This is a genomic window from Variovorax sp. FW301-JW7 (genome assembly GCF_058788795.1).
In genome coordinates this window covers 178,070-192,992 of sequence record NZ_JBYTBC010000004.1, presented here as the reverse complement: position 1 = coordinate 192,992, position 14,923 = coordinate 178,070, and the positions used below count along the sequence as shown (strand labels likewise).

Below are 14,923 nucleotides of genomic sequence, written 5' to 3'. Positions count from 1 at the left end.
CAAGCGACACGCACATGGCCACCCCCACTCCCAGCCCTTCCACGTCCAACGGTCCCGTCACCTTCCAGCGTCAAGGCGACGTGTGCGTGGTGACCATCGACAACCCGCCCGTCAACGCCCTGGGCGTGGACGTGCGCCGCGGCCTGGCCGCCGCCATCGACGCGGCCGAGGCCGACAGCGGCGCCAAGGCGGTGCTGATCGTCGGCGCGGGCCGCAACTTCATCGCCGGCGCGGACATCCGCGAGTTCGGCCAGGCGCCGCAGCCGCCCTCGCTGCCCGAGGTCTGCCTGAAGATCGAGAACTGCACCAAGCCGGTGGTCGCCGCCATCCACGGCGCCGCGCTCGGCGGCGGGCTGGAGATTGCCCTGTCGGCGCACTACCGCCTCGCCGCGCCCACCGCCAAGCTGGGCCTGCCCGAAGTGGCGCTGGGCCTGCTGCCCGGCTCGGGCGGCACGCAGCGCACGCCGCGCCTGATCGGCGTGAAGCCCGCGCTCGAACTGATGCTCAGCGGCCGCCATGCGGGCGCCAAGGAAGCGCTGTCGCTCGGCCTCGTCGACCGCCTCGGCACCGACGCCGACGCACGCGCCGAAGGCCTCGCCTACGCGCAGGAACTGGTCGCTGCCAACGCCCCCGTGCGCCGCACGCGCGAAGCCGCCGGCCTGGCCGACAAGGACGCCGCCCGTGCCGCCCTCGAGGCCGCGCGCGCCGACACCGCCAAAAAGAGCCGCGGCCTGTTCTCGCCGATGAAGATCGTCGAAGCGGTCGAAGGCGCGCTCACGCTGCCCTTCGACGAAGGCATGGCACTGGAGCGCAAGCTGTTCCTGCAGTGCATCGACAGCCCGCAGCGCGCCGGCCTGATCCACGCCTTCTTCGCCGAACGCGAAGTGCTGAAGGCGCCCGAGACCCGCTCGGCCAGCCCGCGCGCGCTCACTTCGGCCGGCATCGTCGGCGGCGGCACCATGGGCGCGGGCATCGCCGTGGCCATGCTCGACGCGGGCCTGCCCGTGACCATGGTCGAGCGCGACGAGCCCAGCCTGGCGCGCGGCCGTGCCCACGTCGAGAAGGTGTACGACGGCCTCATCGCCAAGGGCCGCATGACACAAGAGGCCAAGGCCGCCGTGATGGCGCGCTTCTCGGGCTCGACCAGCTACGACGCGTTCGCGAATGTCGACATCGTGGTCGAGGCCGTGTTCGAAGAGATGGGCGTCAAGAAGGCCGTGTTCGCCGAACTCGACCGCGTGTGCAAGAAGGGCGCCGTGCTCGCCACCAACACCTCGTACCTGGACATCGACGAGATCGCCGCCAGCATCTCGCGCCCGCAGGACGTGGTGGGCCTGCACTTCTTCTCGCCCGCCAACATCATGAAGCTGCTGGAGATCGTGGTGCCCGCCAAGGTGAGCGCCGACGTGGTCGCCACCGGCTTCGAGCTTGCCAAGAAGCTCAAGAAGGTGCCCGTGCGCGCCGGCGTGTGCGACGGCTTCATCGGCAACCGCATCCTGGCCGTGTACCGCCAGGCCGCCGACCACATGATGGAAGACGGCGCCTCGCCCTACGACATCGACGCGGCCGTGCGCAACTTCGGCTACCCGATGGGCCCGTTCCAGGTGTCCGACCTGGCCGGCGGCGACATCGGCTGGGCCACGCGCAAGCGCAAGGCCGCCACGCGCGACCCGCAGGCGCGCTACGTGCAGGTGGCCGACCGCATATGCGAGCGCGGCTGGTTCGGCCAGAAGACGCAGCGCGGCTACTACCTGTACCCCGAAGGCGCGCGCACCGGCGTGCCCGACCCCGAGGTGCTGGCCATCATCGACGCCGAGCGCGTGCGCGCCGGCATCACGCCGCGCAAATTCACCGAAGAAGAAATCATGCGCCGCTACATGGCCGCCATGGTCAACGAAGGCGCCAACGTCGTGCTGCAGCGCATCGCGCTGCGCCCGCTCGACGTGGACGTGACCTTCCTCTACGGCTACGGCTTCCCGCGCCACCGCGGCGGCCCCATGAAGTACGCCGACACCGTGGGCCTGCCCAAGGTGCTCGCCGACATCCGCGAGTTCGCCAAGGCCGACCCGATTTTCTGGAAGCCGTCGCCGCTGCTCGTGGAACTGGTCGAACGCGGCGCCGATTTCGCCAGCCTGAATCAATCCGAGTAACCGTTAGAGCCCACCGTCCAGGAGACAACCCATGCGTGAAGCCGTCATCGTTTCTACCGCCCGCACCCCGCTCACCAAGGCGCACCGCGGCGAATTCAACATCACCTCCGGCGCCACGCTGGCCTCGTTCGCGGTGAAGGCCGCGGTCGAGCGCTCGGGCCTGGACCCGGCCCTGATCGAGGACGCCATCCTCGGCTGCGGCTACCCCGAAGGCACCACCGGCCGCAACATCGCGCGCCAGTCGATCATCCGCTCGGGCCTGCCCATCAGCATCGCCGGCACCACCGTGAACCGCTTCTGCGCCTCGGGCCTGCAGGCCATCGCCATGGCCGCCGGCCGCATCGTGGTGGACGGCGCGCCGGCCATGATCGCGGGCGGCGTGGAAAGCATCTCGCAGATTCGCGGCCGCAGCCCCGGCGACGGTGGCGACCTCAGCCTGGACCCGTGGATCGTCGAGCACAAGCCCGAGCTCTACATGGCGATGATCGACACCGCCGACATCGTCGCCAAGCGCTACAACATCAGCCGCGAAGCCCAAGACCGCTTCTCCGCCGAGAGCCAGCGCAAGACCGAAGAAGCGCAACTGGCCGGCCGCTACAAGGACGAGATCGTGGCCTGCACCACCACGATGGCCGTGACCGACAAGGAGACCAAGGAAGTCACGCACCGCGAAGTCACCGCCACGGAAGACAACTGCAACCGCCGCGGCACCACCTACGAGGCGCTGGCCAAGCTCAAGCCCGTGATGGGCGACGACAAGTTCATCACCGCCGGCAACGCCTCGCAGCTGTCCGACGGCGCTTCGGCCTGCGTGATGATGGAAGCCAAGGACGCCGAGCGCGCCAACCTGAAGCCGCTGGGCGCGTTCCGCGGCCTGGCGCTGGCCGGCTGCGAACCCGACGAGATGGGCATCGGCCCGGTCTTCGCCGTGCCCAAGCTGCTCGCGCGCCACGGCCTGAAGGTGCAGGACATCGACCTGTGGGAACTCAACGAAGCCTTCGCCTCGCAGTCGATCTACTGCCAGGAGAAGCTGGGCATTCCCTCGGAACGCCTGAACGTGAACGGCGGCGCGATCTCCATCGGCCACCCCTTCGGCATGACCGGCGCGCGCCTCACGGGCCACGTGCTGCTCGAAGGCAAGCGCCGCGGCGCCAAGTACGCCGTGGTCACGATGTGCATCGCCGGCGGCATGGGCGCGGCGGGCCTGTTCGAAATTTATTGATTCATTGAGGAGTCCGCGATGGACCTGAACTTCACGACCGAAGAAGAAGCCTTCCGCAGCGAAGTGCGCACCTTCCTGGCTGACAAGCTGCCCGCGCGGCTGTCCGACAAGGTGCGCGGCGGCAAGATCCTGGAAAAGGCCGACATGCAGGAATGGCACGCCATCCTGAACGCGCGCGGCTGGCTCGCCAACCACTGGCCCGAGCAGTACGGCGGACCCGGCTGGACGGCGGTCGAGAAGTTCATCTTCGAGAACGAATGCGCCCTGGCCTTCGCGCCGCGCATCGTGCCCTTCGGCGTGAACATGCTGGGGCCGGTGCTCATCAAGTACGGCAACGAAGCGCAGAAGCAGCGCTGGCTGCCGCGCATCCTCGATGGCGCCGACTGGTGGTGCCAGGGCTATTCGGAACCCGGCGCGGGCTCCGATCTGGCCGCGGTGAAGACCACGGCCGTGCGCGGCATCGACGCGCAGGGCGACCACTACATCGTCAACGGCCAGAAGACCTGGACCACGCTGGGCCAGCACGCCAACATGATCTTCTGCCTGGTGCGCACCAACCGCGAGGCGAAGAAGCAGGAAGGCATCAGCTTCCTCTTGGTCGACATGACCTCGCCCGGCGTGGAAGTGCGCCCGATCATCACGCTGGACGGCGAGCATGAAGTCAACGAGGTGTTCTTCTCCGACGTGCGCGTGCCCGCCGAGAACCTCGTGGGCGAAGAGAACAAGGGCTGGACCTGCGCCAAGTACCTGCTGACCTACGAACGCACCAACATCGCGGGCGTGGGCTTCTCGGTGGCCGCGCTCGAACAGCTCAAGGGCATCGCCGCATCGCAGACCAAGAACGGCAAGCCGCTCGCGGACGACCCGGCCTTTGCCGCGCGCCTGGCGCGCGTCGAGATCGACCTGGAGAACATGAAGACCACCAACCTGCGCGTGATCGCGGCGGTGGCCGGCGGCGGCGTGCCCGGCGCGGAAAGCTCGATGCTGAAGATTCGCGGCACGGAAATCCGCCAGGAGATTTCGTCGCTCGCGCGCCGCGCCATGGGCGTATACGGACGGCCCTTCGTCGAGGAAGCGCTGCACGACGGCTTCGACGGCGAGACCTTCGGCCCCGCCTACGCGTCGGCCGCAGCCGCGCGCTACTTCAACAACCGCAAGCTGTCGATCTTCGGCGGCTCCAATGAAATCCAGAAGAACATCATCAGCAAGATGATCCTGGGCCTGTAAGGAGAGACGCAATGAACTTCGAACACACCGAAGACCGGCGCATGCTCGCCGACAGCCTGAACCGCTTCATCGCCGAGAAGTACGCCTTCGATGCACGCGACCGCATCGCAAAGTCAGCGCACGGCTTCAGCAAGGAAATCTTCCAGAACTTCGCCGAGCTCGGCGTGATCGGCGCGCTGTTCAGCGAGGCCGACGGCGGCTTCGGCGGCAGCGGCTTCGACATCGCCGTGGTCTTCGAAGCACTGGGCCGCGGCCTCGTGGTCGAGCCGCTGCTGGGCGCCGTGATGGTCGGCGAGGCAATCAGCGCCGCCGGCAGCGACGCGCAGAAAGAAAAGATCGGCGACATCGTCAACGGCGCGACCGTGGCGGCCTTTGCGCACGACGAGGCCGATACACACTACGAACGCACGCGCGTGGCCACGAAGGCCGAACGCAGCGGCGACGGCTGGGTGCTCAAGGGCGCCAAGGCCGTGGTGCCGCAAGGCGAGCAGGCCGACCTGTTCCTCGTCTCCGCCCGCACCTCGGGCAATGTGGACGACGAAGCCGGCATCTCGCTCTTCCTCGTGCCCGCCAAGACCGCCGGCCTCACCGTGCGCGGCTGCCCCGCGATCGACGGGGGCCGCGTGGCCGAACTCACGCTCGACGGCGTGACGCTCGGCGCCGACGCGCTGCTGGGCGCCGAAGGCCAGGGCGCCGCCACGCTGGAGCGCGCCATCGGCCGCGGCGTGCTCGCGCTGTGCGCCGAAGCCCTGGGCGCGATGGAAGCCGCCAAGACCGCCACGCTCGAGTACCTGCGCACGCGCAAGCAGTTCGGCATCCTCATCGGCAGCTTCCAGGCCCTGCAGCACCGCATGGCCGACCTGCTGCTGGAGATCGAGCAGGCCCGCTCGGCCGTGATCAACGCCGCAGCCGCCATCGACGGCAGCGACCGCGTGGCGCGCGAGCGCGCGCTGTCGGCCGCCAAGTTCAGCATCGGCCGCATCGGCGCGCTGGTGGCCGAAGAGAGCATCCAGATGCACGGCGGCATCGGCATGACCTGGGAGCTGCCGCTGCCCCACTACGCCAAGCGCCTCGTGATGATCGACCACCAGCTCGGCGACGAAGACCACCACCTGCAGCGCTACATCGCTCTGGGCAAAGAGGTCGCGGCATGACGGACAAGACCGTCCTCATCTCGCAGGAAGGCGCGGTCCGCATCCTGACCAACAGCAACCCGGCCGCGCGCAACGCGATCACGCCGACGCTGTACGCCGAACTCTCCGCCGCGCTCACCGACGCGCAGAACGACCCCGAAGTGGGCGCCATCGTCTTCACCGGCGCGGGCGACTTCTTCTGCTCGGGCGGCGACCTGAACCTGCTGGCCAAGCGCCGCGAACTGCCCGAGGCCGAACGCCGCGAGAAGCTCGAAGGCCTGCACGACCTGATCCGCGCGCTCCGCGACTGCGGCAAGCCCGTGATCGCGGCCGTGGAAGGCGGCGCGGCCGGCGCGGGCCTGTCGATGGCGCTGGCCTGCGACATGGTGGTGTCGGCGCGCGATGCGTTCTACACGGTGGCCTACGTCAAGGTCGGCCTCACGCCCGACGGCGGCGCCACGGCCTTCCTCGCGGAGTTCGTCTCGCGCCAGCTGCTCACCGAGCTGTGCCTCACCGGCGACCGCCTCACGGCCGAGCGCCTGCACGCGATGGGCGCGGTGAACCGCCTGACCGACAAGGGCGGCGCGCTGGCCGAGGCCATCGCACTCGCGGCCAAGGTCGCCAACGGCCCACAGCGCGCGAGCGCACGCATCAAGACGCTGTGCCGCCAGGCCCATCGTGCGACGCTCGAGGAACAACTCGAGGCCGAAGCGGTCTACATGGTGGCGTCGCAGGCCGATGCCGAAGCCGCCGAAGGCATCGGCGCCTTCCTCGGCAAGCGCAAGGCCGACTTCGTCGCGTTGCGCCACGCACCCCCACCCGACGCGTCCTGACGCCACGCGCCCTCCCCCGCGTGCAGATGCGGGGGTCTTTCGTTTTCCTGGAGTTGTTCCCATGCCCTCGCTGAATTCCTCGCTGCCGCTCGCCGGCGTGCGCGTCCTCGATCTGTCCCGCATCCTTGCCGGCCCGTGGTGCGGCATGGTGCTGGCCGACATGGGCGCCGAGGTGATCAAGGTCGAGCACCCGGGCCGCGGCGACGACACGCGCGACTGGGGCCTGCGCGTGGGCAAGACCGAGACCGCCTACTTCAACAGCGTGAACCGCAACAAGCGCTCGGTCACGCTCGACCTGCAGACGCCCGAAGGCCAGCAGATCGCACGCGACCTGGCCAAGCAGTGCGACGTGGTGATCCAGAACTTCAAGTTCGGCGGCATCGACAAGCTGGGCCTGGGCTACGAACAGCTGCGCAAGGAGAACCCGGGCCTCATCTACTGCTCGATCTCGGGCTACGACCGCACCGGCCCCGAGGCCGCGCGCCCCGGCTACGACCTCGTGGTGCAGGGCGAGGCCGGCCTGATGGCGCTGAACGGCGAAGCCAACCAGCCGCCGCTGAAGTTCGGCGTGGCCGCCGTCGACCTGTTCACCGGCATGTACTCGGCGCAGGCCGTGCTGGCCGCGCTCTACCAGCGCGAGAAGACCGGCACGGGCCGCCACATCGAGATGGCGCTGTTCGACTGCGGCCTGATGATCACCGCCTACTACGGCCTCGAAGCGCTGCTGATGGGCGAAGACCCGCCGCGTTACGGCAACTCGCACCCGTCGATCGTGCCCTACGGCGTGTTCGACGCGGCCGACGGCCCGCTGGTGATCACCGTGGGCAACAACGCGCAGTTCTCGCGCTTCTGCACCGAAGTGATCGAGCGCCCCGACCTCGCGGCCGACGAGCGCTTCAAGACCAACATCCTGCGCTCGGCCAACCGCGCGGCGCTGCTGCCCGAGCTGACCGCCGAACTCGCGAAGCGCCCGCGCGCCGCGCTGCTCGAGAAACTCAACGCCTCGGGCATCCCCTGCGGCGAAGTACTGGGCCTGCTGGAGGCGCTGAACTCCAAGCGCGCCACCGACGCCGGCCTGGTGACCAAGCAGCCGCACCCGGTGGCCGGCGAAGTCAACGTGCTGGCGCCGCCCTACCGTTTCGATGGCGAGCGCCTGCCCGTGCGCAGCGCGCCGCCCACTTTGGGTGAAGGCACGCACGACGTGCTGAAGTCCCTGCTCGGCCTGTCGGATGAAAAGCTGGCAGCGCTGAAAACGAATGGCGTCGTCTGATCGCACCACGCGAAGACAACGCCCGCATCCCTGAAGAGAAATCCATGGCCTTCCCGTTCCTCCGTACCCCCCGCAACCCCGTGCGCCGCGCCCTGCTCGCGCTGGCCCTTCCCCTGCTGGCCGGCAGCGCCTTCGCCCAGGCCTGGCCGACCAAGCCCATCACGCTGGTCGTGCCCTTCCCGCCCGGCGGCCCGACCGACGTGGCTTCGCGCATCGTGGCGCAGAAGATGTCGCTGTCGCTCAAGCAGAACATCCTGGTCGACAACCGCAGCGGCGCCTCGGGCACCATCGGCGCGGCCTTTGCCGCCAAGGCCGCACCCGACGGCTACACCTTCGTGATGCTGGCCACGCCGACGCTGCTGGCCTCGCACCTGTACGGCACCGTGCCCTACGACATCTTCAAGAACTTCACGCCCGTGGGCACCGTGTACGACCTGCCGATCGTGATGGTGGTGAACCCGAAGGTGCTGCCCGGCGTGAACGGCCTGCAGGACCTGATCGCCAAGGCCAAGGCCGACGGCGGCAAGCTCAACTACACGACCGCAGGCGCCGGCAGCTTCGGCCACCTGACGACCGAGCAGCTGAAGAACATCGGCAAGTTCGAGATGCAGCACGTGCCCTACCGCGGCAGCGCCCCGGCCGTGACCGACCTCATCGGCGGCCAGGTGCCCGCGATGTTCTCCGACCTCGTGGCCGTGATCCCGCACATCCGCGCCGGCACGCTGCGCCCCATCGCCGTGGGCTCCGGCAAGCGCGTGAGCCTGCTGCCCGACGTGAAGACCGTGGCCGAGCAAGGCTTTCCCGGTTTCGACGCCACCTCGTGGGGCGGTCTGCTGGCCCCGGCCGGCACGCCGCAGGCCGTGGTCGACCGCATGAGCGCCGAGCTGAAGAAGGCGCTGGCCGACAAGGAAGTCGGCGAGAAGCTGCAGAGCGTGGGCTCCTTCGCGGCCTACGGCACGCCGGAACAGACCGCCACGCGCATGCGCCAGGACTTCGAGCGCTGGGGCAAGGTCATTCGCGACAACAAGATCACGAACCAGTAAGACACGGCCTCCGTCCGCAGCCGGCAAGACCCCTCAAGGAGACAACATGACAACAGGCAACGACAAGAACAACCCCACGGGAACGGCCAGCGCGCCGTTCCGCCCCCTGTTCCCGGTGCGCGGTCTCGCCGACATCCGGCGGCTGGAAGAAACGCCGCTCGACGAAGCGCTCACGGTGCGCAGCACCTACGAGCTCTTTCGCAATTCCGGCGCGGCCTTCGGCGACAAGACCGCGCTCACCTTCCTGCGCAGCGGCAACCCGGCGGATGAACCCATCCGCTGGTCATATGCGCAGCTGCTCGCGGGCATCCACCAGACGGCCAACCTGCTGCACACGCTGGGCGTGGGGCCGGACGATGCGGTCGCGGTGCTGCTGCCCGGTTGCCTCGAGTACCACCTCGCGCTGTGGGGTGGCGAAGCAGCCGGCATCGTGCAGCCGCTGAACCCGCTGCTCACCGACGAGAAGCTGGTCGCGCTCATGACCGCGGGCCGCGCCAAGGTGCTCATCGCCTACGGCTCCGACGCCGAATCGGGCATGTGGTCGAAGGCGATGCGCCTGCGCGGCCAGGTGCCCACGCTCACCACCGTGCTGCGCGTGGCGCCGCACGACGAAGCACCGGGTTCTGCGGGTGCGTTGCCCGAAGGCGTGGCCGAGTTCGACGTGCTGCGCGCCGCGCAACCGAGCGACCGTCTCGTGAGCGGCCGCGACATCGCGCCCACCGACATCGCCGCCTACTTCCACACCGGCGGCACCACCGGCGCGCCCAAGCTCGCGCGCCACAGCCACGGCGCACAGGTGTTCACCGCCTGGGCCAGCGTGCAGCTGGCGGGCATGAACGAACAGGGCATCTCGATCAACGGCTACCCGCTGTTCCATGTGGCGGGCGTGCTGCCGGCCTCGCTCTCGTCGCTGTCGGCGGGCGTGGAGGTGATCATTCCGACGCCCTCGCTGCTGCGCAACAAGGAGGTGCTGGCCAACTACTGGAAGCTGGTCGAGAAGTACCGCCCGACCTCGCTGTCGGCCGTGCCCACGGTGCTCGCCGCGCTGGCCAACGTGCCGCTGGACGGCGCCGACATCTCCTCCATCACCTACTGCCGCACCGGCGCCGCCGTGCTCGCGCCCGAGCTGGCCGCGCGCTTCGAGCGCCTGTTCGGCCTGCATGTGCACGAGAGCCTGGGCATGACCGAGATGGCCGGCATCTCGACCATCACGCCGCCCGGCGTGAACGGGCCCGCGGGCTGCGTCGGCTTTCGCTTGCCGTATGCACAGGTGCGCATCGTGGCGCTCGACGAGAACGGCAACGCCAGCGACCGCGAGGTGGCGCAGGGCGAGACCGGCATGGTGCTGTTCAAGTCGCCCAACGTGTTCTCGGGTTTCGTCGATCCGGCCGACAACGCCAAGGCCTTCACCGCCGACGGCTGGCTCGCGACCGGCGACCTGGGCTGGATGGACGCCGAGGAGCGGCTGCACCTCACGGGCCGCTCGAAGGACCTGATCATCCGCAGCGGCCACAACATCGACCCCAAGACCATCGAAGACGCATTGGGCGCGCACCCCGCCGTGCAGCTGTGCGCCGCCGTCGGCGCCCCCGATGCCTACGCGGGCGAGCTGCCCGTGATCTTCGCGACGCTGGTGCCCGGCGCCTCGGCCACCGAAGAGGAACTGCTGGCCTTCACTTCTTCGCGCGTCGACGAAGCGCCCGCGCGCCCCAAGTGGGTGTCGGTGATCGCGACGATGCCAATGACCAACGTCGGCAAGATCTACAAGCCCGAGCTGCGCGCCATGGCCGCGCGGCAGGTGGTGACGGCCACGGTCGCCGAGGTCTGCACGGCACTCGGCCTGAGCGATGCGGCACGGCCTGCGGTGAGCGCCGAAGGCGAAAGCCTCGTGCACGTGCAGATCGACGCCGCAGTAACGGGCGCGCAGGCCGCAGCATTGCAGGAGCGGCTGCAGAAGGCCCTGGAGCCCCTGCCCTTCAAGACGCGCATCGCGCTGAAGTGATCTTGATCTGCTTCTTCACAACGATTTTCTGAAACCGAACGGGAGACAAACCATGACCCATCAACCCTCGACCCGCCGCGCCCTGCTGTGCGCGGCAGCATCGACCGCCGCGCTGTTCGCGCTGGCCCCCGCGCATGCGCAGGCGCCCTACCCGAACAAGCCGATCCGCCTCGTCGTGCCCTTCCAGGCCGGCGGCGCGACCGACGTGCTGGCACGCGTGCTGGGCCAGAAGATGTCGGCCAGCATGGGCCAGCCCCTCGTGGTCGACAACAAGCCCGGCGCGGCCGGCATCATCGGCACCGACGCGGTCGCCAAGGCCGCGCCCGACGGCTACACCATCGTGCTGTCGCTGAGCAACTCGCTCATGACCAACGAGTTCCTCTACGAGAAGCTGCCCTACGACACGCAGCGCGACCTCACGCTGGTCTACCAGATCGCGATGGCGCCGCTGGTGCTCGTGGTGCACCCCAGCGTGCCCGCCAAGACCGGCCCCGAGCTGCTGAAGTACGTGGCCGCGAACAAGGGCAAGGTCGCCTACGGCTCGTACGGCGTGGGAGCCTACCCGCACCTGGCCGGCGCGCACATGAGCCTCACGCAGCAGGCCGACATGAACCACGTCGCCTACAAGGGCGAGGCACCGATGGTGCAAGACCTGATCGGTGGCCAGATCCAGATGGCCTACGCCAGCGCCCTCGCGGCCAAGCCGCACATCGACGCGGGCAAGCTCAAGGCCATCGGCGTGACCGGCGAGCGCCGCATGAGCACGCTGCCCAACGTGCCCACGCTGGCCGAGCAAGGCCTGAAGGACGAGGCCTACCGCGTGACCGGCTGGCTCGCCATCGCCGCGCCCGCCAAGACGCCCAAGGCCATCGTCGACCGCATCGCCGACGAAGTGCGCAAGGCCACGCAGCAGCCCGACGTGCGCGAGCGCGTGGCGGCCATGGGCTTCGAGATCAAGGACAGCTCGCCCGAGCTCTTTGCAGCAGCCTGGAAGCAGGAGCGTCCCGTGTGGGAACGCCTGATCAAGCAGTCGGGCGCCAAGCTCGAGTAACCCCATTTCCCATTTTTGTCATTCAAGAGGAACAGCCATGAAAGTTCTGGTGCCTGTCAAACGGGTCGTCGATTACAACGTGAAGGTGCGCGTCAAGAGCGACGGCACCGGGGTGGACATTGCGAACGTCAAGATGAGCATGAACCCCTTCGACGAGATCGCTGTCGAAGAAGCGGTGCGGCTGAAGGAAAAGGGCATCGTGACCGAAGTCATCGCCGTCTCCTGCGGCGATGCCAAGTGCCAGGAAACCCTGCGCACCGCGATGGCCATCGGCGCCGACCGCGGCATCCTGGTCGAGACCGCTGAAGAGCTGCAACCTCTCGCGGTTGCCAAGCTGCTGAAGGCACTGGTCGACAAGGAACAACCGTCTCTCATCATCCTCGGCAAGCAAGCCATCGATGACGACGCCAACCAGACCGGCCAGATGCTGGCTGCGCTGGCCGACCTGCCCCAAGCCACCTTCGCCTCGAAGGTCGACCTCGCAGCCGACAAGGTCACCGTCGCACGCGAAGTCGACGGCGGCATGGAAACACTGACGCTCACGCTGCCCGCGGTCATCACGACCGACCTGCGCCTGAACGAGCCGCGCTATGTGACACTGCCCAACATCATGAAGGCCAAGAAGAAGCAGCTGGACACCTTCAAGCCGGAAGACCTGGGTGTGGACGTGAAGCCCCGCCTGAAGACCCTCAAGGTCAGCGAGCCCCCGAAGCGTGGCGCCGGCATCAAGGTGCCCGACGTTGCCACCCTGGTGGACAAGCTCAAGAACGAAGCCAAAGTGATCTGAGGAAGAAACGAACATGACCGCACTCGTCATTGCCGAACACGACCACGCCAGCATCAAGCCGGCCACCCTCAACACCGTGACCGCAGCCCTGGCTTGCGGTGGCGACGTCCACATCCTCGTGGCCGGTGCCAACGCCGCTGAAGCCGCCAAGGCCGCTGCACAGATCGCCGGCGTGTCCAAGGTGATCGCCGCCGACAGCTCATCGCTGGCAGAAAACCTCGCCGAGAACGTCGCAGCCCAAGTGCTGGCGATCGCCGGCAACTACAGCCACATCCTGTTCCCCTCGACCGCCAACGGCAAGAACGTCGCACCGCGCGTGGCCGCCAAGCTGGACGTCGCGCAGATCAGCGACATCACGAAGGTCGACAGCCCCGACACCTTCGAGCGTCCGATCTACGCCGGCAACGCCATCGCCACCGTGCAGAGCACCGACGCCACCAAGGTGATCACCGTGCGCACGACCGGCTTCGACGCCGCAGCCGCCACCGGTGGCAGCGCCACCGTTGAAACCGCTGAAGGCGTGGCCGACAGCGGCAAGAGCAGCTTCGTCGGCCGTGAAGTCACCAAGAGCGACCGCCCCGAACTGACCGCCGCCAAGATCATCGTCTCCGGTGGTCGCGCGCTGGGCAGCGCCGAGAAGTTCAATGAAGTGATGACGCCGCTGGCCGACAAGCTCAACGCCGGCCTGGGTGCCAGCCGCGCCGCAGTGGACGCAGGCTACGCCCCGAACGACTGGCAAGTGGGCCAGACCGGCAAGATCGTCGCGCCGCAGCTGTACATCGCCGCGGGCATCTCGGGTGCCATCCAGCATCTGGCCGGCATGAAGGACTCGAAGGTCATCGTCGCGATCAACAAGGACGAAGAGGCGCCGATCTTCTCGGTGGCCGACTACGGCCTCGTGGCCGACCTGTTCACGGCCGTGCCGGAACTCGTGACGACGCTGTAAGCGGCTGCGACGATGAAGACCCGCATCACCGAACTGCTCGGCATCCGCTACCCCATCATCCAGGGCGGCATGCAATGGGTGGGCCGCGCCGAGCTGGCCGCGGCCGTGTCGAACGCCGGCGGCCTGGGCATTCTCACGGCGCTCACGCAGCCCACGCCCGACGACCTGCGCAACGAAATCGCGCGCACGCGCACGATGACCGACAAGCCCTTCGGCGTGAACCTCACCATCCTGCCGGCGGTGAAGCCGCCGCCGTACGCCGAGTACGTGCAGGCCATCATCGACAGCGGCGTGAAGATCGTGGAGACCGCCGGCAACAGCCCGAAGGACTTCATCGAGGCCCTGAAGCGCCACGACGTGAAGATCGTCCACAAGTGCACCTCGGTGCGCCACGCGCTCTCGGCCGAGCGCAACGGCGTCGACGCGGTGTCGGTGGACGGCTTCGAATGCGCCGGCCACCCCGGCGAAGACGACGTGCCCGGCCTCGTGCTGCTGCCGGTGGCGGCGCGCAAGCTGCGCATTCCGATCATCGCCTCGGGCGGCATCGCCGACGGCCGCGGCATGGCCGCCGCGCTGGCGCTGGGCGCCGAGGGCATCAACATGGGCACGCGCTTCTGCGTGACCCAGGAAGCGCCGATCCACGACAACATCAAGCAGGCACTGGTCGCCGCGACCGAGCGCGACACCAAGCTGATGTTCCGCACGCTGCACAACACGGCGCGCGTGTTCCGCAACGCGATCTCCGAAGAAGTGGTGGCCACCGAACGCCGTCCGGGCGGCTGCGAGTTCGAGGACATCCGCCCGCTGGTGGCCGGTGCACGCGGCCGTGCGGCGCTGGAGTCGGGCGAGGTGCACAACGGCGTGGTCTCGGCCGGCCAGTGCATCGGGCTGATCGACGACATCCCGACCTGCGCCGAGCTGCTGGAACGCATGGTGCGCGAGTGCCGTGAGCATCTGGACCGGGCGCGGTCCTGGATGGACTGAGTCTTTCCACTCGCCTTCGGGGGGCGTTCACGCCGACGGAGTACCTTGCTCCGCGAATGTCCCCCGGCCTTCGGGCTCCCCCCTTTATTTCGCTGCCCAAGGCACCCCGCCAGCGTGAGCGTCAAGCGCCGCTGCGGAAGCTGCATTTGTTGGCGCTCGCCGAGACTTCGTGCCGCATGAACCGGCCACTTCGCCGGGTTCTTCTCTAGAGTGAATGCCCCTGTCACTCGACACCCCACCAAGGGAAGAAGAAAGGCGCCACACCCCACCCCCTA

General features: G+C 68.5%; 12 protein-coding genes. All 12 read left to right on the top strand.

The genetic code is table 11. The features are described 5' to 3' along the window. Positions 1-14: 14 nt before the first annotated feature. The 12 genes from AC3WQM_RS12760 to AC3WQM_RS12705 all read left to right on the top strand — a co-directional run bounded on the left by AC3WQM_RS12760 (position 15) and on the right by AC3WQM_RS12705 (position 14,648). Entirely contained in the window at positions 15-2,150 is a 2,136-nt protein-coding gene (locus AC3WQM_RS12760) for a 3-hydroxyacyl-CoA dehydrogenase NAD-binding domain-containing protein (protein ID WP_492679148.1), read from the top strand. A gap of 31 nt (positions 2,151-2,181) precedes the next feature. Then, positions 2,182-3,372: an acetyl-CoA C-acyltransferase gene (locus tag AC3WQM_RS12755; protein ID WP_062478557.1), complete on the top strand. Its 1,191-nt coding sequence runs from the start codon at positions 2,182-2,184 to the stop codon at positions 3,370-3,372. Positions 3,373-3,390: 18 nt separating this feature from the next. Continuing rightward, positions 3,391-4,599, top strand: coding sequence for an acyl-CoA dehydrogenase family protein (locus tag AC3WQM_RS12750; RefSeq protein ID WP_492679146.1), 1,209 nt, complete (start codon positions 3,391-3,393; stop codon positions 4,597-4,599). Between the two features lie 11 nt (positions 4,600-4,610). Continuing rightward, the gene (locus AC3WQM_RS12745) at positions 4,611-5,753 is read left to right on the top strand and encodes an acyl-CoA dehydrogenase family protein (RefSeq protein ID WP_492679144.1); all 1,143 of its coding nucleotides are present in this window, start codon (positions 4,611-4,613) and stop codon (positions 5,751-5,753) included. Beyond that, the gene (locus AC3WQM_RS12740; protein ID WP_492679142.1) at positions 5,750-6,565 is read left to right on the top strand and encodes an oxepin-CoA hydrolase, alternative type; all 816 of its coding nucleotides are present in this window, start codon (positions 5,750-5,752) and stop codon (positions 6,563-6,565) included. Before AC3WQM_RS12745 ends, AC3WQM_RS12740 begins: the two co-directional genes overlap by 4 nt. Before the next feature lie 61 nt (positions 6,566-6,626). Next, positions 6,627-7,835: a CaiB/BaiF CoA transferase family protein gene (locus tag AC3WQM_RS12735; RefSeq protein ID WP_492679140.1), complete on the top strand. Its 1,209-nt coding sequence runs from the start codon at positions 6,627-6,629 to the stop codon at positions 7,833-7,835. A gap of 44 nt (positions 7,836-7,879) precedes the next feature. Next, positions 7,880-8,878: a Bug family tripartite tricarboxylate transporter substrate binding protein gene (locus tag AC3WQM_RS12730; RefSeq protein WP_095743558.1), complete on the top strand. Its 999-nt coding sequence runs from the start codon at positions 7,880-7,882 to the stop codon at positions 8,876-8,878. A gap of 46 nt (positions 8,879-8,924) precedes the next feature. Continuing rightward, the gene (locus AC3WQM_RS12725) at positions 8,925-10,880 is read left to right on the top strand and encodes an acyl-CoA synthetase (protein WP_492679138.1); all 1,956 of its coding nucleotides are present in this window, start codon (positions 8,925-8,927) and stop codon (positions 10,878-10,880) included. Positions 10,881-10,932: 52 nt separating this feature from the next. After that, positions 10,933-11,931, top strand: coding sequence for a Bug family tripartite tricarboxylate transporter substrate binding protein (locus AC3WQM_RS12720; RefSeq protein WP_492679136.1), 999 nt, complete (start codon positions 10,933-10,935; stop codon positions 11,929-11,931). 37 nt (positions 11,932-11,968) lie between these two features. After that, entirely contained in the window at positions 11,969-12,718 is a 750-nt protein-coding gene (locus tag AC3WQM_RS12715; RefSeq protein WP_307694090.1) for an electron transfer flavoprotein subunit beta/FixA family protein, read from the top strand. Positions 12,719-12,731: 13 nt separating this feature from the next. Next, positions 12,732-13,664 carry an electron transfer flavoprotein subunit alpha/FixB family protein gene (locus tag AC3WQM_RS12710; RefSeq protein WP_492679134.1) on the top strand — a complete coding sequence of 311 codons (933 nt, stop codon included), beginning with the start codon at positions 12,732-12,734 and terminating at the stop codon, positions 13,662-13,664. A 12-nt stretch (positions 13,665-13,676) separates the two neighbouring features. After that, positions 13,677-14,648: an NAD(P)H-dependent flavin oxidoreductase gene (locus AC3WQM_RS12705; protein ID WP_139701437.1), complete on the top strand. Its 972-nt coding sequence runs from the start codon at positions 13,677-13,679 to the stop codon at positions 14,646-14,648. Positions 14,649-14,923: the final 275 nt, after the last annotated feature.

Coding starts and splice junctions, on each gene's coding strand:
- AC3WQM_RS12760 (WP_492679148.1), top strand. CDS start 15: ATGGCCACCCCCACTCCCAGCCCTTCCACGTCCAACGGTCCCGTCACC.
- AC3WQM_RS12750 (WP_492679146.1), top strand. CDS start 3,391: ATGGACCTGAACTTCACGACCGAAGAAGAAGCCTTCCGCAGCGAAGTG.
- AC3WQM_RS12745 (WP_492679144.1), top strand. CDS start 4,611: ATGAACTTCGAACACACCGAAGACCGGCGCATGCTCGCCGACAGCCTG.
- AC3WQM_RS12715 (WP_307694090.1), top strand. CDS start 11,969: ATGAAAGTTCTGGTGCCTGTCAAACGGGTCGTCGATTACAACGTGAAG.
- AC3WQM_RS12710 (WP_492679134.1), top strand. CDS start 12,732: ATGACCGCACTCGTCATTGCCGAACACGACCACGCCAGCATCAAGCCG.
- AC3WQM_RS12735 (WP_492679140.1), top strand. CDS start 6,627: ATGCCCTCGCTGAATTCCTCGCTGCCGCTCGCCGGCGTGCGCGTCCTC.
- AC3WQM_RS12730 (WP_095743558.1), top strand. CDS start 7,880: ATGGCCTTCCCGTTCCTCCGTACCCCCCGCAACCCCGTGCGCCGCGCC.
- AC3WQM_RS12705 (WP_139701437.1), top strand. CDS start 13,677: ATGAAGACCCGCATCACCGAACTGCTCGGCATCCGCTACCCCATCATC.
- AC3WQM_RS12755 (WP_062478557.1), top strand. CDS start 2,182: ATGCGTGAAGCCGTCATCGTTTCTACCGCCCGCACCCCGCTCACCAAG.
- AC3WQM_RS12725 (WP_492679138.1), top strand. CDS start 8,925: ATGACAACAGGCAACGACAAGAACAACCCCACGGGAACGGCCAGCGCG.
- AC3WQM_RS12740 (WP_492679142.1), top strand. CDS start 5,750: ATGACGGACAAGACCGTCCTCATCTCGCAGGAAGGCGCGGTCCGCATC.
- AC3WQM_RS12720 (WP_492679136.1), top strand. CDS start 10,933: ATGACCCATCAACCCTCGACCCGCCGCGCCCTGCTGTGCGCGGCAGCA.